The organism is Flavobacterium azooxidireducens (assembly GCF_023195775.1).
Lineage (GTDB): Bacteria > Bacteroidota > Bacteroidia > Flavobacteriales > Flavobacteriaceae > Flavobacterium > Flavobacterium azooxidireducens.
In genome coordinates this window covers 443,507-464,501 of sequence record NZ_CP096205.1, presented here as the reverse complement: position 1 = coordinate 464,501, position 20,995 = coordinate 443,507, and the positions used below count along the sequence as shown (strand labels likewise).

Genomic DNA, 20,995 nt, shown 5'->3' with positions numbered 1-20,995 from the left:
GTAATCAGTTTTTAGTAGTCAGTTACTGAACACTAAAAACTGCTTACTGCTCACTAAAAATCTCTCCTCGATGAGGTTTCAATGCATCGCGAACAGCAATCATATTTTCATCGGTCACAACCATGAAAGCAATAGCTTGCATTTCGTTATAAATTTCAAAACCGGTAATGTTTATTGGTAATTTTTCAGCAATAATGAATTCTTTCAAATGAATTTCATGATGTTCTGCTGTTTTTGCCGAAGTTGGACCTCTAAAATCCCATATTAATTTGATTTTTCTAGACATTTTTTATTGCAAAAATAAATTCATTTTATGAAATACTTCTTAGTTGGGTTACTTTTATTTTCAAACGGAATACTTGCCCAAAAACTTTCAGTTGAACAAGCTAATCATTTAGCAACGCTTCCGCTAAAATGTTTACAACAAGAATATCCCAATAAGTTGAATCAGCTATTACTAGATTCAACCGAAATTAATTCTCCCCAAAAATTACATCCGGCTTTTTACGGTTGTTTCGATTGGCATTCGTCCGTGCATGGACATTGGAGTTTGGTATATTTGTTGAATAATTTTCCTGTTTTAGCCAATAAAAACGAAATTATTGATAAACTAAAAACCAATTTATCAAAAGATAATATTCAAGTTGAATTGGATTACTTTTCAAAAAATCATGAAAAATCTTTTGAACGAACTTATGGTTGGAATTGGTTGTTGAAGTTGCAATTAGAATTAGAAGTCAGCAAAGAACCATTTGCAAAAGAATTGGCTCAAAATCTCAAACCATTATCAGATTTGATTATAGCTCGCTATGCTGAATTTTTACCAAAATTACTTTATCCCGTTCGAGCAGGAACACATAATAACACTGCATTCGGACTCACATTTGCCTGGGATTATGCAGTTTTTTCAAACAACAAAGAGTTTCAAAATTTGATAATTGAAAACGCAAAGCGATTATTTTTATCAGATGAAAATTGTCCGATAAATTGGGAACCAAGCGGTACCGATTTCCTATCACCTTGCATGGAAGAAATCGGAATCATGAGTCGAATTTTACCCGAAAAAGAATTTTTGTCTTGGTTGAAAAAATTTAATAAAAATATTTTTAAGAAAGATTTTAAGTGGGAAGTTGCCCGAGTTTCAGACCGAACCGATGGTCATTTGGTTCATTTAGATGGATTAAATTTTAGTCGTGCTTGGAATTTTTATCATTTGATAAAGTTGTATCCAAAACATTTTGCTCATCTAAAACAATTAGCTGAAAAGCATCTTAATTTTTCACTTCCTTCTGTCGTGGATGGAAATTATGAAGGTGAACATTGGTTGGCTTCGTTTGCACTGAAAGCATTTGAAGAATTTGATTCTAAAAATAAATAATTTACATTTGCTAAAAATAATTATATGAAATATAACTACTTAACTCTAAAATTGTGTTTTTTGTTTTTAATAAACTCATCGTTGTTTGCTCAAAACGATTATACAGTTTCGTCTATACCACATCAATCCTATACTTTTGATGCAGTTCCATTATCCACTCTAGATGATATATATTCTCCTGCTATCAATATTGGATTTTCCTTTAATTTTTTTGGGATTGATTACGATCAGTTAGTGGTTAGTACCAACGGCTTTATTGATTTTCGTTCTAATCTTGCTGGTATGCTTAGTCCTTGGATATTAAATCAAAGTATTCCAAGCACTAATTTTCCTGTAAAAAATTCTATTTTGGGTTGTTATCATGATTTGTATAATCCAAATCAAGTTGGTTCTATAACATATGCTTTAACAGGAATTGCACCATATAGAAAGTTTGTTGTTAGTTTTTATGATCAGCCTCATTTTCAATGTTCTACAACAGAGAGTTCATTTCAAATGATTATTTATGAAACGTTTAATTATATTGATGTTCAGATTATAAATAGAGAAGTGTGTTCAGCTTGGAATCAAGGAAGAGCTGTAACCGGAATTATTAACCTTGAAGGAAATATTGCTTTTACACCACCCGGCAGAAATACGGGTGCTTGGGCTGCATCACAAGAAGGATGGCGTTTTGCAAGACCTTTTGTAAACACAAATTATAATTATACAATTTGTGATGATACTAATTTAGACGGATTTGGTTCGTTCAATTTAAATTTAATAAAAGAAGCAATTAATGAAGAGACTCCTGAAAACGTTACTATTCATGAAACACTTTCAGATGCAGAATTAGGTGGAAATTCGATACCTGGATCAAATTATACTAATATAAATCCAAATTATCAAAACCTCTATGCAAATTTTGATGGTGTAATAACAACCATTGTTTTATCAGTTATTGATTGTTCAATTGATTATGATAATGACACGGTTAATACTGAATTAGAAGACGTTAATGGTGATGGAAATTTATCGAATGATGATACAGATGGTGATGGAATTCCGGATTATTTAGATAACGACGACGACGGGGATTTGGTTTTAACCGAATATGAATATGTTTTTCCAGCAGGACGAAATTCAGACGAATCGTCTCCGCTTGATACAGATTTAGATGGAATTCCAGACTATCTTGATAATGATGATGATGGAGATGGTGTGCTTACAATTGATGAAGATTACAACGGAAATAATAATCCAATGGACGACGATATAAATTCTAACGGAATTCCGGATTATTTAGACAATCAAGTGGCATTGGGTTTAACAGAAAATCAATTGTCAAATTTAATTAAGATTTATCCAAATCCAGCTGAAAATTTTATCTCAATAGCCAATCAATCCGAATGGAGTATTGATAAAGTTTCTATTTATTCAATCAATGGTTCTAAAGTTATTGAGCTAAATAACGTGAACGAAAATCAGAAAATTGATGTTTCAAATCTTCAATCAGGATTGTATTTAATCAACATTCAGACAAATAATAAAAATTTAAGTTACAAATTTATAAGAAAATAATAGGATTAGATTCTCACAAATAAGGTTTAGCATTTGCTGAACCTTTTTTGTTGGATACAAATTAAAAAAATTACTTTTGCAAAAAAGAATACTATGCCCAAAGAACTTCTCATACAAGTTGCACCCGAAGTTGCCGCCAATGATTTTTTATTAAAAGATCATGTGGCAAAAATGATTCGGACTTCAGTGTCAGAAGTTCAGCATATTTCCATTCTTAAACGTTCGATTGATGCTCGTCAAAAAGCCATCAAAATCAATTTAAAGTTGATGGTATTTTTTAAGGGCGAACCTTTTACTGAACAAAAAATCGAATTACCCAACTACCCGAATGTTGCTAATCAAAAGGAAGTAATCGTTATTGGAGCTGGTCCCGCCGGACTTTTTGCAGCATTACAACTCATTGAAGTAGGTTTAAAGCCAATTGTAATCGAACGAGGAAAAGATGTTCGTGGCCGTCGTCGTGATTTAAAAGCCATCAATGTCGATCATATCGTTAACGAAGATTCTAATTATTGTTTTGGCGAAGGTGGAGCAGGAACCTATTCGGACGGAAAATTATACACACGTTCCAAAAAACGGGGTGATGTGGATAGAATTTTAGAATTATTAGTCGGTTTTGGAGCTTCTTCGGATATTCTAGTCGAAGCACATCCGCACATTGGGACAAATAAATTACCGCAAATTATTCAAGATATTCGAGAAAAAATCATTGAATGTGGTGGACAAGTTTTGTTTGAAACCCGTGTGACAGATTTTATTGTCAAAAACAATGAAATGCAAGGAATTGTTACCCAAAAAGGTGAAACAATTTCAGCTAACAAAGTTATTTTGGCCACCGGACATTCCGCTCGTGATATTTTTGAATTATTAGATAGAAAAAAAATCCTTATCGAAGCTAAACCTTTTGCTTTAGGGGTTCGTGCGGAACATCCTCAAGAATTAATTGACAGTATTCAATATAGTTGTGATTTTCGTGGAGATTATTTGCCACCGGCTCCGTATTCGATTGTTAAGCAAGTAAATGGTCGTGGAATGTATTCGTTTTGTATGTGTCCCGGCGGCGTGATTGCTCCGTGTGCTACAAGCCCTGGCGAAGTAGTAACGAATGGTTGGTCGCCATCCAAAAGAGATCAAGCTACAGCCAATTCCGGAATTGTGGTTGAATTAAAATTAGAAGATTTTAAACCATTTGCCAAATTCGGTCCTCTAGCCGGAATGGAATTTCAAAAATCCATCGAACAAAAAGCGTGGCAATTAGCGGGTAAAACTCAAAAAGTTCCTGCTCAACGAATGATCGACTTTACGCAAAATAAAATTTCTTCATCAATTCCGAAAACGTCGTATGTTCCGGGAACAACTTCGGTAGAAATGGGACAAGTTTTTCCGGGTTTCTTAACGCAAATTATGCGAGAAGGATTTTTACAATTCGGAAAATCTATGAAGGGTTATTTAACAAATGAAGCTATTTTGCATGCACCTGAAAGTCGAACATCATCACCGGTGCGAATTCCGAGAGATGCTCAAACGTTGGAACATCTTCAAATCAAAGGTTTGTATCCTTGTGGAGAAGGAGCAGGGTTTGCCGGCGGAATTGTTTCTGCAGCCATTGATGGTGAAAAATGTGCTTTGAAAATTAAGGAGAGTTTGGGATAATTTCTTTACTTCAACACCCGTTAAACTTTTCACAAATCCACATAAATCCAAATAAAAACGAACTTTTTCATACCTTTGAAGAGCTATAAAAACGCTATGACAGAAGAAAAAGTAATTTTAGTAAATGAAAACGATGAACCCATCGGTTTGATGGAAAAACTCGAAGCTCACGAGAAAGCCGTTTTACACCGTGCCTTTTCCGTGTTTATTTTGAATGATAAAAATGAAGTGATGCTCCAACAACGAGCTTATCACAAATACCATTCACCTTTGTTGTGGACCAACACGTGTTGCAGTCATCAACGGGAAGGCGAAAGTAACATAGAAGCCGGAACCAGAAGATTGCAAGAAGAAATGGGCTTTTCAGCCGAATTGAAAGAGTTATTTCATTTTATTTACAAAGCTCCGTTTGACAATGGTTTAACCGAACATGAACTCGATCATGTGATGATTGGTTACTACAGCGAAGAACCCAAAATCAATCCCGATGAGGTGGAAAGTTGGAAATGGATGAGCATCGAAGCCATTAAAGACGATATTCAAACCCAATCTGAAAATTATACCGTTTGGTTCAAAATCATTTTTGACGAGTTTTATCATTACCTTGAAGAACACAAATTATAACCATTTACCATGAAAGTAACCGTTTCCAGAAAAGCTCACTTTAACGCTGCTCATCGATTGTATCGAAAAGATTGGTCGATGGAAAAAAACGACTTGGTTTTTGGTAAATGTAATAATCCGAATTTTCACGGACACAATTATGAATTGATTGTGAGTGTAACAGGCGAAATTGATCCCGAAACAGGATTTGTTTTAGATGTAAAAATCCTTTCCGATTTAATCAAAGAACATATCGAAGATGCGTTTGATCATAAAAACCTAAATTTAGATGTTCCCGATTTTGCCGATTTAAATCCAACTGCCGAAAATATTGCTGTTGTAATTTGGAATAAATTGCGAAATCACATCAAAAGTTCTTTAGAATTAGAAGTTGTTTTATATGAAACACCTCGAAATTTTGTAACCTATAAAGGAAATTAAAATGGCTCTAAAAGTTGGTGATAGTGTTCCTAATTTTACTGCAAAAGATTCTAAAGGAATTATTTTTGACAGTTCAACAGTAATTGGAAAAAAGCCTACTGTCATTTATTTTTATCCTAAAGATGATACGCGGGTTTGCACGGAACAAGCGTGTAGTTTCAGAGATTCATATCAAGATTTTACCGATTTAGGGGCTGAAGTTATTGGCGTAAGCGGTGATTCAACTACTTCGCATCAAAAATTTTCTGAAAAACACCAACTTCCTTTTACACTTTTATCGGATCATGATAAAAAATTACGCAATTTGTTTGGTGTTCCTACTGCGTTATTCGGACTCATTCCGGGTCGAGTGACGTATGTGATTGACGAAAAAGGAATTATTCGACTGATTTTTGATAACTTATCAGGCAAAATACACATTGAAAAAGCACTTCAAATGCTGAAAAAGATAGTATAAGTATTTTTCAAGTTAATTAATTTAAGTTCAAATGCTTATTTTTGACGTTTCAACTAAACCAATGAAACAATTTTATCCACTCACATTTGAACCAATTTTCAAAGAACGTATTTGGGGCGGAACCAAGTTAAAAGATTATTTGAATAAGCCAATTAGCTCTGAAATTACCGGAGAAAGTTGGGAATTGTCAACCGTTCCCGAATCAATAAGTGTTGTTAATAGTGGTGAATTTAAAGGGAAAAACCTTAATGAATTAATTGATTTATATCCCAAAGAAATTTTAGGAAAGGAAGTTTTTAATCAATTTGGAAAACAATTTCCGTTGCTTTTTAAATATTTGGATGCTAAAGCAGATTTATCAATTCAATTGCATCCGAATGATGAATTGGCAAAAGCTCGTCATAATTCTTTTGGGAAAACCGAAATGTGGTATGTGATGCAAGCCGATGAGAATGCTCGTTTGATTGTGGGTTTCAAAGAAAATTCAAACCGTGAAGATTATTTGAATCACGTTGAAAACAAAATGCTACTTTCAATATTAAACGAAGTTCCGGTAAAAAAAGGAGATGTTTTTCTTTTAGAAACCGGAACCATTCATGCCATTGGTGCCGGGATAGTGATTGCCGAAATTCAGCAAACCAGCGATATTACGTACCGAATTTATGATTGGGACAGAGTAGATGCTAACGGGAAAGGTCGCGAATTGCACACTGAATTAGCCTTGGATGCCATCAATTATAAAACTACTTCTGCCAAAAAAGAATATACTTCGATTGAAAATAAAAGCATTTCGGTTGTGGATTGTCCTTATTTTAAAACCAATATTATTTCGTTAAACGATGAGGTTTTGATTGATAAAACATCAGACTCCTTTATGGTTTTGATGTGTACCGAAGGTAGTTTTGAACTCGTTTTCGGAGATCAAAAGTATATGTATCTAACTGGTGATACCGTTTTAATTCCGGCTGTACTCACTTCTTTTATGTTGAAAGGAACGGCTACAGTATTAGAAATTACTGTTTAGTTAAAATAATTACTTTTACTTTTTTGCCGTCAATTTCACTAATTTTCACAAATTAGTGAAGCTAAGTAGCAAACCATATTAATTCGTGCTAATTCGTGTAATTTGTGGCTTATAATAAATTTTTGCGTACTTTTGCACCGCAATTAAAATTTAAAGAAAAATGGCAAGTATTAGAAATTTGAAGAAAGACATCAATTTTGTGATGGGCGATATTATCGAGGCGGTTTATATCCACGAAATGACTACAACAGGAAAACCAACTGATAAAACAAGTGCGTTAATTGATGAAACAATTAGTACTTTTGATGCTTTAATCGCTAAATTAAACGATAAAAAAGTAGAAGACAGAAGAGTTCATTTAAAGCAAGTAGAAAAAGATTTAGAAGCGGCTGCTATTCAATTAGTTGAAAAAGTAAACGCACTTTAATCTATTTTTTTGATAAAAAAGTGCCTTTTTGTTTTGGAAATTTGATTTTCAAAATTATATTTGCACCATAATTGAGACGCCGGTGTAGCTCAGCTGGCTAGAGCAGCTGATTTGTAATCAGCAGGTCGTGGGTTCGAGTCCCTCTATCGGCTCAATTTTTAAGGATAACTTTAGGGTTATCCTTTTTTTATTGTATATGGGACGAGAAGTTTATCCCGATTACTATCGGGAAGTCCCTCTATCGGCTCAATTTTTTTGAAAGGATAACTTCGGTTATCCTTTTTTTATGGAATAAATTATGATAAGGCTCGCTTTGTAAGAATTTCTAATTAGTGATTTTTTTCAATGTGATTAATGAAGTCTTTTTTTCGTCACACGAAGGGATTCGTGCGACAGCGGGGTGATTAATGTAGTTTTTTTTCGTCACACGAAGGGATTCGTGCGACAGCGGGGGATTTATTTTATCTTCTTTTCTTCATATGAAGGGAATCGTGAGAGAGGGGGGGATTCGAACTACTTTTCTATTAATTACAATAACTTTTTACATTAACTGTATCGTTTGAATACCCACGCTCTGTAATTAATTGCACACTTATGCATTCGAATTTATTATTTCGTTAACTTTTTCAAAAATTGGAATTAAATGCTTAAAATCATCTTTGTTTAAAGCAATTAAACTATTAGCAAAATCTCTTTTCTTCCCTTTAAATTCTATAATTTCACCTCCACCTTTTATTTTATTTTTTCTGAAATATTGTTCTAAGGATTCTATTCCATAGAATAATAATTCAATCGTAAGTATAGATTCATTCTCGTAAGTCAAATTTTCTGATTTTATTACTTGATTAATAATCTCTTTATTTTCAGGAACTGGAAGTAAAATCGCATATGCGTTTAAGGACTTATGCTTTATTGTTAGAGCCTTTTTAGGGTTATCTTCAATCATTGTATATTTTTTCTTCAAACCATTCCATACATTATATCCCTCTTGGTCAAAATCAAAAAGTGCAATAAAAATTTTGTCAGAATAATTAACAAAAATACCATCTTGAGCATCTTCTGCTCTTCTAAATAGATTTCCTAAAAATGAAGCATCAAAGCAATCTTGAATAAAAAATGGCATTTCATTACCATAAAGTTTTGACCACGCAGTTTCTAGAATAATTTTGTCAGTGATCCCTTCTGTAAAAAGAATTGGCAACTCAGTTTTTGAAATATTATAATTGATCCCTATTTTTGTATCTTCAACGTTTATTGTTGCAATACCTTCAGTTAGGATATTGACAATTTTTTCTTTGCACTCTTTTCTAATTATGTGCTCTCCATTAGTTTCAATGATAAAAACGGAATCTTCAGGACTTAAAGCTACTGTGGTTGGAGAGTGAGTAGCCAATATCACTTTAAATTTTTGCTCTTTTACAAATAAATTTTGAATTACATCTAAAAGTCTATTAATCATTGAAGGATGCAATGAAGAGTCAACTTCATCTAGCAATAATACTCTTGGAATAATTCTTTTTTTTCTTGTTTTATGAATGAAGATAGAAAGAGCAATTAAAGTCTTTTCTCCTGATGATAACTGATCAAAATTGGTGGTATATTTTTTTTCTTTGTGTTGAAGACTTACAGGGATTTTGATATTGTTTTTATCAACTCCAAGAAATTTTTGATTGGCGTCTGAGTATAAATAATAGCCATTACAATCATATTCAGCTAAAACTCCATTAATTTGTTCAATTGGAGACAAACCATTTACTTTTATAAACTCATCTGCTTCTAAAAATGTTACCTGTTCTTTATAGTCTAGGGCTTTTGCTTTGTTTATTATATTCTCCGTTTTCTTTAACTGATATTCCTTTTCTTCATTAACTATATCTTCTAAAAATAGGTTAGGTGATTCAAAGTCGTTTGCATTAATTTTTGAAATATCTTTATCTGGAAAAGTGTTTGTCAAAAACGTATATAGATCCTCATCTTCATTTTTTATACGTTCATCAATTGAACTCGAATAAAGTTTTACTACTTCGTTAAAAACTGGTTTTAGCTTTTCATACGATAGGTCCTCAATTTTTCCTTTTGCCTTATTCAAGTATTCATGTACAAATTGAAAAAACGAAGGTGATAATAACTTACGTTTTTTCATTAATTCTAATGATAGGTTAGGAACTCCAATTAATTGTTTTAATATTTCAAAATCCCCTTCCTTTCCAAAATAGGAGTCAAAATCAAAATTTGGGTTTTTTGCATGTTTATAAATAATATTTTCTGTCAGAGTTCTTTGCTCCGCTTCAAGTTTTATTACTTTTGTTTTATAACTTTTTATTTTATTTAGATATTGTTGTTTCTCGTTATTCCACTCATTTAATCGATTTTGGTATTGAGGATTTTGTTGAATATTACCTGAAAATACTGTAAAATCATTGTAGTTATAATATACTATTTCAGATTTATCAATTCCCTGAATTTCAATATGACCTTTTTTTAATGCACTTAAAAAATGTGTCTTTCCAGAACCATTTTTTCCTGTTAAGATAGAAAAATCATTAATCTCAATAGGACTAAAGCTTTTGATAGAAATATAGTCTGATTTGTAATTTATTTTCATTGAATATTATGATTACATTGAACTCTCCATTTTTATGATGTATCTCAAATATACCTAAAACAAACTTTCATACACCTAATTTCTGCTAGTTTGTATAAGGTTTGTATCGTTTTATATCATACTAAAATACAAAAATTCCTCATAAATTAACATTATCATACAATTTTAAATAAAAAATCAAATCTCTTCCTAGCACTAATTTGCGTGAGGGATAGCAGCGTAAAGCCCACAGAGAGGAGGCACGACGAACGAGGACTTGTAACGGAAAGCCCGACCCGGAGCTTGCGGAGGGGCACGCCATAATGGTTCGTTTTAGGTTTGAAGTTTCAGGTTAGGTGTTGATATCTAAGTCTTTAATGTAGTCTTCGTGTTCGTAGAAGAAGTATTCGAAGGATTCCATTTTTTCTGCAAAAAAGCTGAAAATGGTGTTCCAAGTGGATTTGTTGTTGATGCTGATGTTATCGATTTCGACCCAAATACGGCTGATGATTTTTCCGTTTTCAAGATGGAAGTTTTTTTCGAAGATGGCTTCTGGTAAATAGTTTTCTAAAAGAATGGTTTTGAGTGATTCGATTTTTTCGAAATAGATTTTTCGGTGCTCTTCGTCTTTGGGTTCGATATCTAAAGAAACCATGGCTTTTTTGTTATCGACATGAAATTTGAAGGTTACATCTTTTATTTTGGTGTTGTAGAGCAACCATTTTTTTGGATATTCCTGAGCGAAGGTTATCCAAAATTCACGTTTTATTTTTTGTGCTTCTTCTTTGCTGAACATTAGTTGATGAGGGTTACTTTGATTTTTATATTCAAAAGTGGAAATTCTTTTTTGTCGGTTTCTTGGTTGGCGATTTCATCCATTACTTCAAAACCTTTGGTTATTTTGCCAAAAACGGTGTGCTCTTTGTCTAAATGATGGGCTCCGTTTTTGTTTTGAACGAAATAGAATTCATAAGGATTACTGAGTTTTTCAGGGTTTTCTTCCCATAGTCTTGCGGAAGCTAAGGCTCCGTAATGGTGTTTGAGTGTGTTGTTGAATTCGGGAGGAATGAGGTATTTTCCAATATTTTGTCTGTCTTTTTTGGTAATGGACTCGTCTGAGCTTCCACCTTGAATGATGAAATTTTTTACGACTCGATGAAAATAAGTTGTATTGAAATAGTTCTTTTTGACCAAATAGATAAAATTGGCTCTGTGCAAAGGCGTTTTATCTGATAATTCGACTTCAATATTTCCATATTTTGTTTCGATAAGTACTTTGTTTTCAAGATTTCTTTCGCCATACCAAGTTAAAAAATCAACTACATTTTCATCTGTAAGTACGATTGTTTCTAAATCATATTTTGGTTTTTTAGTATTATTTTTTATGTTGACTGAATCATTTTTTTGCTCTCTATTTTTTTCTGTAGTATCTTTAGTTTTCTTTTCGCACGAAAAGATTGAAAAAATTAGCAAAAAAAGGATGACTTTATGGAATTTCATGATTTTTTAAAATATGTTCCAAAAATAGCAAAAGAATCGCTTCCTGCTACAAGTGCTCATTTAAAAATGGCTCCTTTGTTTCGGCAAGAGTTGTTGAAGGAGATTGATTATGATTCGTATCAACCCAGAAAAGCTGCAGTATTAATGCTTTTTTATCCTAAAAATAATGAAACGCATTTGGTGTTGATTGTTAGAAATACCTATCCGGGCGTTCATTCGTCTCAGATTGCTTTTCCGGGTGGAAAGGTAGAATTAGAAGATGAATCGTTGGCACAAACCGCTTTGCGTGAAGCAGAAGAAGAGATTGGTGTGGATCGAATGCATGTAGAAATCGTTAAATCGTTCACAGATGTTTACATTCCACCCAGTAATTTTTTGGTTTCGCCTTTTTTAGGAATAAGTCAAAAAGAATTGGAATTTGTAATGCAAGAAGATGAAGTTGCTGGAATTATTGAATTGTCGTTACGTGATTTTTTGGATGATAATAATGTGGTAATGAGAAAATTAACCACATCATATGCCAATGAAATTGATGTTCCTGCTTTTTTGGTGAAAGAATATGTTGTTTGGGGTGCTACGGCTATGATGATGAGTGAGTTAAAAGAAACTATTAAAATGGTACTTTAATTGATTTGATTTTTATAAATTCGCAATCAATTTTTCCAACAAAAGACTAATTATGGGATTGTTTAAAAGAAATCCTTTCGGACATATTCTGTTTTTAAAAAAATGGCTCATACGCATTTTTGGCGTCATGACGCACCAACGTTATCGCGGCTTTAATCAAATGCATATCGAAGGTTCAGAAATTATCAAAAATCTACCTGAAACAGGCGTTTTGTTTATTTCTAATCACCAAACTTATTTTGCCGATGTAGTGGCGATGTTTCATGTTTTCAACGCTAGTTTGAGTGGTCGTGATGATAATATCAAAAATGTTGGCTACTTGTGGAATCCTAAATTAAATATTTATTACGTTGCTGCCAGTGAAACCATGAAAGAAGGTTTATTGCCTAGAATTCTAGCGTATGCGGGAGCAATTACGGTAGAACGTACGTGGCGAGCTAAAGGTCAAGACATTAAACGAGAAGTAAATCCGAACGACACAGAGAATATAAAAATAGCCTTAGATGATGGCTGGGTAATTACTTTTCCGCAAGGAACAACTCGTTCGTTTAAACCGGTTCGAAAAGGAACGGCTCACATCATAAAGCAACACAAACCGATTGTTGTGCCAATTGTAATTGATGGTTTCAGACGTTCGTTTGATCGAAAAGGACTTCGCATCAAGAAAAAAGGAATACTTCAATCGATGGTCATCAAAGAACCACTCGATATTGATTATGACAACGAATCTATTGATGAGATTGTTGAAAAAATTGAATATGCTATTGAGCAACATCCATCTTTACTCAAAGTGATTCCGGTTGAAGTTTTAGAAGAACAAAAAGAATTAGACAAAAAAAGAATGTGGGAATATTAAAAATCCATTTTCTTTAATTCTTCATAGTTTTTGTGTAATCTTCTCATTAAGAAACCATAAATCAAGCGGTAGAATAACCAAAATAATCCAAAAGTTATAGCGAATAAAGCTAAATAACTTAAAATAATTACAATCCAGAATATTTTAGAATCTGCATAATCAATATTATTTAATGCATTTTTTATATTTGGTTCATACATTACTTGTGAAATTGAAACAACAATAAAAATAAACGCAACCATAAATAGATTATACCAAATATAATATTGTACAGTCTTTCTAGTTTTAATAATTGAACTCATTAATTTTTTTACTGTATCTGTTGTAGATATTGTTTTAAAATTTTTGTAAAACACATAGATAAACACTACAAGAATGATAAAATTCACTATAGTTAAAACTTGAAATAGTGTATCAATATGATACATTTCCAAAGTTTTAAGATAGTTGTCGTCAACAGTCAGAAAATTTAAACCTGATGACAAAATCAATTCGGCAATACTAATCATCAAAATCCATTTTACAATGGAAGACGATCGTTTGTGAATCATTTTATATATTTGGTTTTCCGTCACTTGCTCATACGAGTGTGCGTCTTTTTTCCAAGCTTTTTTCAATAAATCCAATTCCTCAGTCATATACTTATGGATTAACGATTTTTTTTAATTTTCCTTTAATTCTATTCATTTTCACTCTCGCATTTACCTCGCTGATACCCAACGTTTCGGCAATTTCTTCGTAATCTTTATCTTCCAAATACATAAAAACCAGTGCTTTTTCAATATCATTCAATTGTTGCACGGCTTTGTATAACAATTTAATTTGTTCTTCTTCTTCAAAATTATAATCATCGGGAGCAATGAACTGTTTTTTGCCTTCCATATCAGTCGTAGCAACCGTTCGCGTGCTTTTTCGATACAACGTAATAGCAGTATTCAATCCTACACGATACGCCCACGTTGAAAATTTAGAGTCGCCACGAAACTTCGGAAACGCTTTCCATAACTGAATCGTAATTTCCTGAAATAAATCATTGTGAGCATCTTCACCCGACGTGTACAAACGACAAATCTTGTGAACGATGTTCTGATTTTCCTTTAATTGCGTAACAAAAGATTGCTCCAGTGAATTGCTCATGTTCAGTTAGTAGTCAGAATATAAAATTTGTTACAAGATACAATTATTTTCAGAAGCCAATCCCGCTATCCGTTCCAAGCTTTTTTGTCTTGCTGCGTTTTTCTAAGGGCAAAAAGTAGCTCCCAAGGTCGCTCTTTTTACCCAAGAAAAACTGCAACAATCCTGCAAAAGGCTTTCCACTGCTATCGGGGCTAGAAGTTGCGAGTTTAAAAGTCGCGGGTTGCGGGTTACAGGTTGCGAGTAATCCTTTTTCGACAAGTTATTAATTTATAATTTATCTTATTTTTTACAATTTGTGGTCACAACCCGCAACCCGCAACTTTTAAACCCGCAACCCTCAGCTTTGTGCCTTTTTTTCTTTGTGGCAAAAAATCGGTGTTCCTAAAACTTCCCATACTAACCAAAAATGATAAAATTCAGTTAAAATTTAACACACCAGAAAAGGAATAATTTTTAAAATGTTAAAACTCACTATCTTTGTCATACAAAAATCTCAGTAGCTCAGTAACTCAGCAACTCAGTAACTTAAAACTATGAATATCCCAAATACCAATCTTCCCAGAATCGTCATCATCGGTGGCGGATTTGCCGGAATTGCACTCGCCAAAAGCCTCAAAAATCAACGTGTTCAAGTCGTGTTAATCGACAAACACAATTACCATACATTTCAACCACTTTTATATCAAGTAGCTACGGGCGGATTAGAAGCCGGTTCAATCGCTTACCCAATCCGAAAAGTGGTCCAAGAATACCAAAACTTTTATTTCCGCCTAGGTTTTGTCAACGAAATCGATACGCAAAATCAAAAAGTAAAAGCCGACATTGGCGATTTGCGGTATGATTATTTAGTGTTAGCCACCGGTTCCAAAACTAATTTTTTTGGCAACAAAGAAATCGAACGTAATAGTGTGGCAATGAAAACCATTCCGCAATCACTCAACATCAGAAGTTTGATTCTTGAAAACTTTGAACAAGCGTTGTTGACCAACGATATTCACGACCGACACAGTTTGATCAATTTTGTGCTTGTGGGTGGCGGACCAACCGGAGTAGAATTAGCCGGAGCTTTGGCCGAAATGAAAAAAGCCATTCTTCCCAAAGATTATCCCGATTTAGATGTGCGAAAAATGCAAATCAACCTCATTCAATCCGGAGAAAGAATTTTGGATACTATGAGTGAGAAATCATCACAAGCTGCCGAGGATTTTCTTATCAACTTAGGTGTAAATGTCTGGAAAAATGTTCGTGTAACTGGTTATGACGGAAGCACCGTAACAACCAACACCGATTTAACTTTCGAATCAGCGACCGTAATTTGGACAGCAGGTGTGCAAGGAGCTTTACCGTCCGGAATTGATACAAACGCCATCATTCCAAGAGCTGATCGAGTAAAAGTAAACGAGTTCAATCAAGTAGAAGGTTACGATAACATCTTTGCCATTGGCGATATTGCAGCGATGTTGTCTGATAAAAATCCGTTTGGACATCCAATGATGGCACAACCGGCCATGCAACAAGGAAAATGGTTGGGCGAAAACATCGTCAAAAAAATAAATAAGAAACCGCTAAAACCATTTGTTTACAACGACAAAGGTTCGATGGCAACAATTGGCAGAAACAAAGCGGTGGTTGATTTACCAAAATTTCATTTTCACGGTGTTTTTGCTTGGTTTGTTTGGATTTTTGTACACTTGTTTTCCTTAATCGGATTTAAAAACAAAGCGGTAGTGTTGACTAATTGGATTTACAATTACATCCGTTTAGACCGTGAAGGACGATTGATTATCAGACCGTTTAAAAAGAAAAATGTGACTTCTTTTGTTGCGGATGAAGTTTAGGATCAGTTGTCTGTTGTCAGTTTTTAGTTGTCAGTTAGTTTTGCTTATCAATTTCTAATTAATAAAATTATGAGTAAATCTCTATTAACAATTATTTTTTTAATTTTCACAAGATTATGTTTTTCACAAAATATAAATTTTATCATTCAAGTCAATGATAAGCTTTTACAATATGGGGAATTAGCTAATTTATATTTGATAATTGAAAATGAAAAAGACACAACAAAATATTTTGTAAATTATTACCCAGGTGATTTAATTTTGAGTAAGGATATTTTGGCTGTAATTGATTCAGCAAAATATGATAAGATTTATCTACATTTTGACTACTATACTTATAGAAGAGGTAAGCAAGATGTTGCTAATTTTGATATTGAATTAAGTAAGAACTTATTCAAAAAACCTTATTTAATAGCAAACGTCTTTGATTTTAGAGATAAAAAATATAAGCGATGGTATCAGTATCATACTGAAGAAAAATATCTAGTCCAAATGATATATCCAAATAGCGGATTGTATGTTAGAAGAAAATAAGAAAAACGATTAAACTTTACGTGCTATAAATTTATAATGATTTTTAATTTAAAATTTTTAGTTAGAAGAATTATCTTCCCGCTAAAAACTAACTAATGCTTACTTCCTCTCCATTCCAATCATCAATCCCACAAATTTGCTATATCCTTCCAAACCGTCTTTTTGCTTGTTGAGTTTCAAAAAATTGTCGTAAAAAGTTTTGAAAATCGGTTCTAAAAACGTTTTGTATTCTTCGTGAAATTGTTTGCTTTCGTCGAAGTTTTTGATGATTCCTGAATTGATTAACGGTAAAAATTTTTCACTGCTGCCTTCTTTAATGCGTTCTAAATTTCGCAAACAATGCTTCACAGCAAAACTATAACCGGAATATTGAAAGTAAATATCGTCACTTTTCACAGAAGCTAAAAATCCAATAAAATTAGCTTCACTTTCGCTGGCATACCCAATTTGATGAGCCATTTCGTGCAACGTTGTAGTCGGAAAATTATATTTTGGCAAGCAATCATTCACTTGAGCTTCATTGGTAAACGGATTCAAATAGCCGCCAAATCCCATATAACTCAACGGAACACTGATTAACGATGGTTTGATGCTTGGCTTTTCATACAATAGAAAAGGAAATTCTTTTTCAACCGAAGTATAGCTTTTTACACTCAATTCAAAAATTTCCTGAGTAGAGTAGGGAACGACCACTTTTACAGAATCATTTTGTGTAATTTGTTTATGAATCGCATTCGTTTTTTCAATCAATTTTATTGTAAAAGCTTCTAATTCTTCAGTAGAATATTCTTTGTCAATCTCCAGTTTTTCATACATCGGAATACGATGATAATTAGTTGCCCATAACAAATGAAACAGAAAATAAAATACGGATGCAAAACTGACAATCTTCAACAAATTATCTTTCCAAGCTGTTTTCCAGGTTTTTCGCACTCTCCAAAACCATCTGAAAACCAAAAACAAAACAATACCGTAAATAATATCACCAATGGAAATAGACGTAAATCCAAACGTGGTTCTGGAAATTTTTGAGATAATAGGATAGATTCCGTTACTGTAATAATTTTCTATAAACTTTGGAAATAAAGAAGCGATTTTTAATACAATAATTTGTATCAAAAGGAAAAGTGGAAGTATGTATTTTTTTTGAATCATCGGCGTAAAGATAGGATTTTTGGATTATTGGATAATTAGATTGTTCGATAATTAGATTGTTCGATTATTCGATTGTTAGATTATTAGATTGTTTGATTACTAGATTGTTTGATTACTAGATTGTTTGATTATTAGATTGTTTGATTATTAGATTGTTTGATTATTAGATTGTTAGATTTTCGCCTAGTCTTTAATTCTAGTAATCCAAAAATCTAACAATCCTTTTCCATCCGTTCTTTCATTCTAAAAATCCAATAATCTAAAAATCCTTTTCCATCCAGTCTTTCATTCTAAAAATCCAAAAATCCAACAATCTAAAAAAAATTAACTCCTTTATTTAGAATAAATAAGAATAATATTTTACATTTGTAGCATCATTTTTCAATCATGGGAAAAGCAAAAAAATCTGAAAAAGTAATTTATTTCTGCGACGGCAAAAAATGCTGTAAATACAACAAAGAAATCAAAGATTGTCTTAAAGACTTAGTCAAAGACAATGGTTTGAAAGAAACGGTTGCCTTTGAAAAAATGAAATGCCAAGGCATGTGCAAACAAGCTCCGGTTTTGTGTATTCACAAAAATGAATGTGTGGGCAAAGTATCGACTAAGGATGCTAAAAAACTCTTCGAAAAGCATATCGCTTAACTTTTTTCGCACTTTTTTCTTTATAATTTAATTGAGGTTATTATTCATTTTACTAAACTAAATTAAAAGTTCTAAAATACCAACTTGTTTTTGAATAGGTTTAAATGTTATATATTTGAGTTACTTACAAAAACATCTGTAAGTCTTAAATTCTTTAGAACTATGAAATGGACCTACAGTATAAAAAATAAATTGACAGCTTCCGGTGCACTTTTTTCACTTTGTGTATTGGTGTTGTTTAGTAATTACATTGACAGAACTCATACAGAAAACGTAAAAAAGGCAATCAGCACCTTGTATGAAGACCGATTAATTGCTGAGGAATTTATTTTAAAAATGACGAGTGGTTTTTATCAAATTAAAGAAGCAATAAATTCTGATTCGACTGATGTTATTAAAATCAACAGTGTAAATAATTTAATTGCTGATGTTGTATCAGTAAGCAATGCCTATCAAAAAACTAAATTTACGGCTGTTGAAACAAGCAAAGCAGATGAATTGTTACTTATACTCAAAGAGTTTGAATCCAGTCAACATACTCTTCAAGCAAAATTAGAATATTCGAACAAGGCGTTAGTAATTCTCAATGAACTTTCTGCAATTCAGTTAGCCGAGTCTAAACAAATTATGGCTCATGCTGAAGAATTGTATCTCTCAGGAAAAACATCTTCACAGTTTGTTTTTGTTATCATTGTTATCATATTAATCGTACTTCAAGCTCTTGTATTTACTTCTAAAAGTTTAGTTTCAAATACAAAATTTCCAAATCTGAACTAACCAAACTAGAAAAGAAATGAACATCTCAAGAATTTTTAGAACTGAAAATTGTCAACAAAAAGTGAATTTATTTAGATAAGTTGGTAGAAGGGTAACAAAAGGTAAATCAATGGAAAATTTAAGGTAACAAGGATTTTGAATTAGTTATGCTTTTACTTGAAATACATTTTCTAAACACGTTTCGATTCTAATTTTTCAAAAACTTTCCCTTTTCAATTTTCAAAAAACCTTCATTTTCTTTGTAACTTTGCATTGCTGAAAAAAAACTCAGCAACTCAGTAACTCAGCAACTCAAAAGAAATGAATCAAGAAATCAGAAACCTAGAACCCAAAGCACTTTGGAATAAATTTGCCGACTTAAACGCTGTACCACGACCATCCAAAAAAGAAGAACGTGTAATTGCTTTTATGATGGATTTCGGAAAGCAATTAGGCTTAGAAACCAGCAAAGATGAAGTTGGAAACGTCATCATCAGAAAACCGGCAACTGCAGGATTAGAAAATAGAAAAACCATCGTGATGCAATCGCATTTAGACATGGTGCATCAAAAAAATAACGATACCGATTTTGACTTCAACACACAAGGAATCGAAATGTATGTGGATGGCGATTGGGTTCGTGCCAAAGGAACTACGCTTGGAGCCGACAACGGTTTGGGAGTAGCAACCATTATGGCAGTTTTGGAAAGTAAAAACATTCCGCATCCGGCCATTGAAGCACTTTTTACGATTGATGAAGAAACCGGAATGACCGGAGCAATGGGGTTAAAAGGCGGTTTGTTAAACGGAGAAATTCTGTTGAATTTAGATACCGAAGAAGATGATGAAATCGACATTGGTTGTGCCGGTGGAGTAGATGTAACCGCGACAAGAAGTTATAAAGAAGAAGAAACTCCCGAGAATTCGTTGGCTTTTATCATTACTGTTAAAGGTTTAAAAGGCGGACATTCCGGAATGGATATTCATAAAGGATTGGGAAATGCAAACAAAATTATGAATCGTTTGTTATTTGACGGTTTTGAAAATTTTGGTTTACAAATTGCTGAAATTAATGGTGGAAGTTTACGCAACGCTATTCCAAGAGAGAGTGTGGCAAAAGTGATTATTTCGGCTATTTATGAAGGAGCTTTCCAATTGGATATGCAAAACATAATTGATAATATTAAAACTGAATTCAAAACCACTGAACCAAATTTAATCATTGAAATTACAGAAACCGAATTACCGAAAAAAGTAATGGATTTAGGCATTCAAGAAGGATTGATTCGTGCGATTTATGCTGCTCACAATGGTGTCTACCGAATGAGTGCTGATATGGAAGACTTGGTTGAAACTTCCAACAATATTGCAAAAGTAACCGTAAAAGAAGGAAATATAACCGTTCAATGTTTAACACGATCTTCAGTAGAAACTTCCAAATTTGATTTGGCAAATGCGTTGCGTTCTGCGTTTGAATTAATGGGTTGCGAAGTGACTTTTGGTGGAAGCTATCCGGGTTGGACACCGAATGTGAACTCACCAATCTTAGATGTTCTAGTGAATATTTACGAAAAACAAAACGGTACAAAACCAAGTGTTGTGGCTTGTCACGCTGGTTTAGAATGTGGAATTTTAGGAACCAACTACCCTAATATGGATATGATTTCGTTTGGACCAACCATTCACGGAGCTCACTCTCCTGACGAAAGAGCTTCGATTTCATCTGCACAAAAATACTGGAAATTTGTGTTGGAGATTTTGGAGAATATTCCGGTGAAAGTTTAAGAATATAGAGAATAGAAAATAGAGAAAATCCCGAT

The 20,995-nt window shown here is 33.1% G+C and carries 22 protein-coding genes and 1 tRNA gene; 16 read left to right on the top strand and 7 right to left on the bottom strand.

The window, feature by feature from the left end:
• Positions 1-43: 43 nt before the first annotated feature.
• Positions 44-286 (bottom strand): hypothetical protein, encoded by a 243-nt coding sequence (locus M0M57_RS02150; RefSeq protein ID WP_248434953.1) that lies wholly within the window; start codon positions 284-286, stop codon positions 44-46.
• Between the two features lie 27 nt (positions 287-313).
• On the opposite strand from M0M57_RS02150, the gene M0M57_RS02145 reads away from it, so the two are divergent.
• The 9 genes from M0M57_RS02145 (at position 314) to M0M57_RS02105 (ending at position 7,695) form a co-directional block, all read left to right on the top strand.
• A complete protein-coding gene (locus tag M0M57_RS02145) occupies positions 314-1,378 on the top strand; it encodes a DUF2891 domain-containing protein (RefSeq protein ID WP_248434951.1) in 1,065 nt (354 codons plus the stop codon).
• Positions 1,379-1,402: 24 nt separating this feature from the next.
• Entirely contained in the window at positions 1,403-2,938 is a 1,536-nt protein-coding gene (locus tag M0M57_RS02140) for a T9SS type A sorting domain-containing protein (protein ID WP_248434949.1), read from the top strand.
• Between the two features lie 93 nt (positions 2,939-3,031).
• Positions 3,032-4,591 (top strand): NAD(P)/FAD-dependent oxidoreductase, encoded by a 1,560-nt coding sequence (locus M0M57_RS02135; protein WP_248434947.1) that lies wholly within the window; start codon positions 3,032-3,034, stop codon positions 4,589-4,591.
• A gap of 96 nt (positions 4,592-4,687) precedes the next feature.
• Complete coding sequence (gene idi / locus M0M57_RS02130) at positions 4,688-5,215, top strand: isopentenyl-diphosphate Delta-isomerase (RefSeq protein ID WP_248434945.1); 528 nt, start codon at positions 4,688-4,690, stop codon at positions 5,213-5,215.
• Positions 5,216-5,224: 9 nt separating this feature from the next.
• Positions 5,225-5,635 carry a 6-pyruvoyl trahydropterin synthase family protein gene (locus tag M0M57_RS02125; protein ID WP_248434942.1) on the top strand — a complete coding sequence of 137 codons (411 nt, stop codon included), beginning with the start codon at positions 5,225-5,227 and terminating at the stop codon, positions 5,633-5,635.
• Between the two features lies 1 nt (position 5,636).
• Entirely contained in the window at positions 5,637-6,092 is a 456-nt protein-coding gene (locus tag M0M57_RS02120) for a peroxiredoxin (protein ID WP_248434940.1), read from the top strand.
• 61 nt (positions 6,093-6,153) lie between these two features.
• Entirely contained in the window at positions 6,154-7,116 is a 963-nt protein-coding gene (locus tag M0M57_RS02115; protein WP_248434938.1) for a type I phosphomannose isomerase catalytic subunit, read from the top strand.
• A gap of 160 nt (positions 7,117-7,276) precedes the next feature.
• Positions 7,277-7,543 carry a hypothetical protein gene (locus M0M57_RS02110; protein ID WP_112087127.1) on the top strand — a complete coding sequence of 89 codons (267 nt, stop codon included), beginning with the start codon at positions 7,277-7,279 and terminating at the stop codon, positions 7,541-7,543.
• 78 nt (positions 7,544-7,621) lie between these two features.
• Positions 7,622-7,695, top strand: a tRNA-Thr gene (locus tag M0M57_RS02105).
• 440 nt (positions 7,696-8,135) lie between these two features.
• On the opposite strand, the gene M0M57_RS02100 is transcribed toward M0M57_RS02105, so the two are convergent.
• The 3 genes from M0M57_RS02100 to M0M57_RS02090 form a co-directional block, all read right to left on the bottom strand.
• Positions 8,136-10,148, bottom strand: a complete 2,013-nt coding sequence (locus tag M0M57_RS02100; protein WP_248434936.1) for an AAA family ATPase — start codon at positions 10,146-10,148, stop codon at positions 8,136-8,138.
• A gap of 331 nt (positions 10,149-10,479) precedes the next feature.
• Positions 10,480-10,923 (bottom strand): DUF4268 domain-containing protein, encoded by a 444-nt coding sequence (locus M0M57_RS02095; protein WP_248434934.1) that lies wholly within the window; start codon positions 10,921-10,923, stop codon positions 10,480-10,482.
• Positions 10,923-11,627, bottom strand: coding sequence for a peptidylprolyl isomerase (locus M0M57_RS02090; RefSeq protein ID WP_248434932.1), 705 nt, complete (start codon positions 11,625-11,627; stop codon positions 10,923-10,925). The genes M0M57_RS02095 and M0M57_RS02090 overlap by 1 nt, the downstream gene beginning before the upstream one ends.
• Between M0M57_RS02090 and M0M57_RS02085 the strand changes: the two genes are divergently transcribed.
• Both M0M57_RS02085 and M0M57_RS02080 read left to right on the top strand, forming a co-directional pair.
• Positions 11,616-12,254 carry an NUDIX hydrolase gene (locus M0M57_RS02085; protein ID WP_248434930.1) on the top strand — a complete coding sequence of 213 codons (639 nt, stop codon included), beginning with the start codon at positions 11,616-11,618 and terminating at the stop codon, positions 12,252-12,254. The genes M0M57_RS02090 and M0M57_RS02085 overlap by 12 nt on opposite strands.
• A gap of 52 nt (positions 12,255-12,306) precedes the next feature.
• Complete coding sequence (locus M0M57_RS02080) at positions 12,307-13,110, top strand: lysophospholipid acyltransferase family protein (RefSeq protein WP_248434928.1); 804 nt, start codon at positions 12,307-12,309, stop codon at positions 13,108-13,110.
• On the opposite strand, the gene M0M57_RS02075 is transcribed toward M0M57_RS02080, so the two are convergent.
• Together M0M57_RS02075 and M0M57_RS02070 are read right to left on the bottom strand one after the other, a co-directional pair.
• On the bottom strand, positions 13,107-13,748 hold the full coding sequence (locus tag M0M57_RS02075) for a hypothetical protein (protein WP_248434926.1): 642 nt from the start codon (positions 13,746-13,748) through the stop codon (positions 13,107-13,109). The genes M0M57_RS02080 and M0M57_RS02075 overlap by 4 nt on opposite strands.
• Positions 13,749-13,752: 4 nt before the next feature.
• Positions 13,753-14,247, bottom strand: a complete 495-nt coding sequence (locus M0M57_RS02070; RefSeq protein WP_248434924.1) for an RNA polymerase sigma factor — start codon at positions 14,245-14,247, stop codon at positions 13,753-13,755.
• A 533-nt stretch (positions 14,248-14,780) separates the two neighbouring features.
• On the opposite strand from M0M57_RS02070, the gene M0M57_RS02065 reads away from it, so the two are divergent.
• Both M0M57_RS02065 and M0M57_RS02060 read left to right on the top strand, forming a co-directional pair.
• Positions 14,781-16,085 carry an NAD(P)/FAD-dependent oxidoreductase gene (locus M0M57_RS02065; protein WP_248434922.1) on the top strand — a complete coding sequence of 435 codons (1,305 nt, stop codon included), beginning with the start codon at positions 14,781-14,783 and terminating at the stop codon, positions 16,083-16,085.
• Between the two features lie 69 nt (positions 16,086-16,154).
• Entirely contained in the window at positions 16,155-16,619 is a 465-nt protein-coding gene (locus M0M57_RS02060) for a hypothetical protein (RefSeq protein ID WP_248434920.1), read from the top strand.
• Between the two features lie 99 nt (positions 16,620-16,718).
• Here M0M57_RS02060 and M0M57_RS02055 read toward each other — a convergent pair whose 3' ends face one another.
• A complete protein-coding gene (locus M0M57_RS02055; RefSeq protein WP_326930595.1) occupies positions 16,719-17,774 on the bottom strand; it encodes a DUF3810 domain-containing protein in 1,056 nt (351 codons plus the stop codon).
• A gap of 387 nt (positions 17,775-18,161) precedes the next feature.
• On the opposite strand from M0M57_RS02055, the gene M0M57_RS02050 reads away from it, so the two are divergent.
• From M0M57_RS02050 to M0M57_RS02040, 3 genes are all read left to right on the top strand, one after another.
• Entirely contained in the window at positions 18,162-18,419 is a 258-nt protein-coding gene (locus tag M0M57_RS02050) for a (2Fe-2S) ferredoxin domain-containing protein (RefSeq protein WP_248434918.1), read from the top strand.
• Between the two features lie 162 nt (positions 18,420-18,581).
• Positions 18,582-19,196, top strand: coding sequence for an MCP four helix bundle domain-containing protein (locus M0M57_RS02045; protein ID WP_248434916.1), 615 nt, complete (start codon positions 18,582-18,584; stop codon positions 19,194-19,196).
• Positions 19,197-19,496: 300 nt separating this feature from the next.
• Positions 19,497-20,960, top strand: a complete 1,464-nt coding sequence (locus M0M57_RS02040) for an aminoacyl-histidine dipeptidase (RefSeq protein WP_248434914.1) — start codon at positions 19,497-19,499, stop codon at positions 20,958-20,960.
• Positions 20,961-20,995 lie beyond the last annotated feature (35 nt).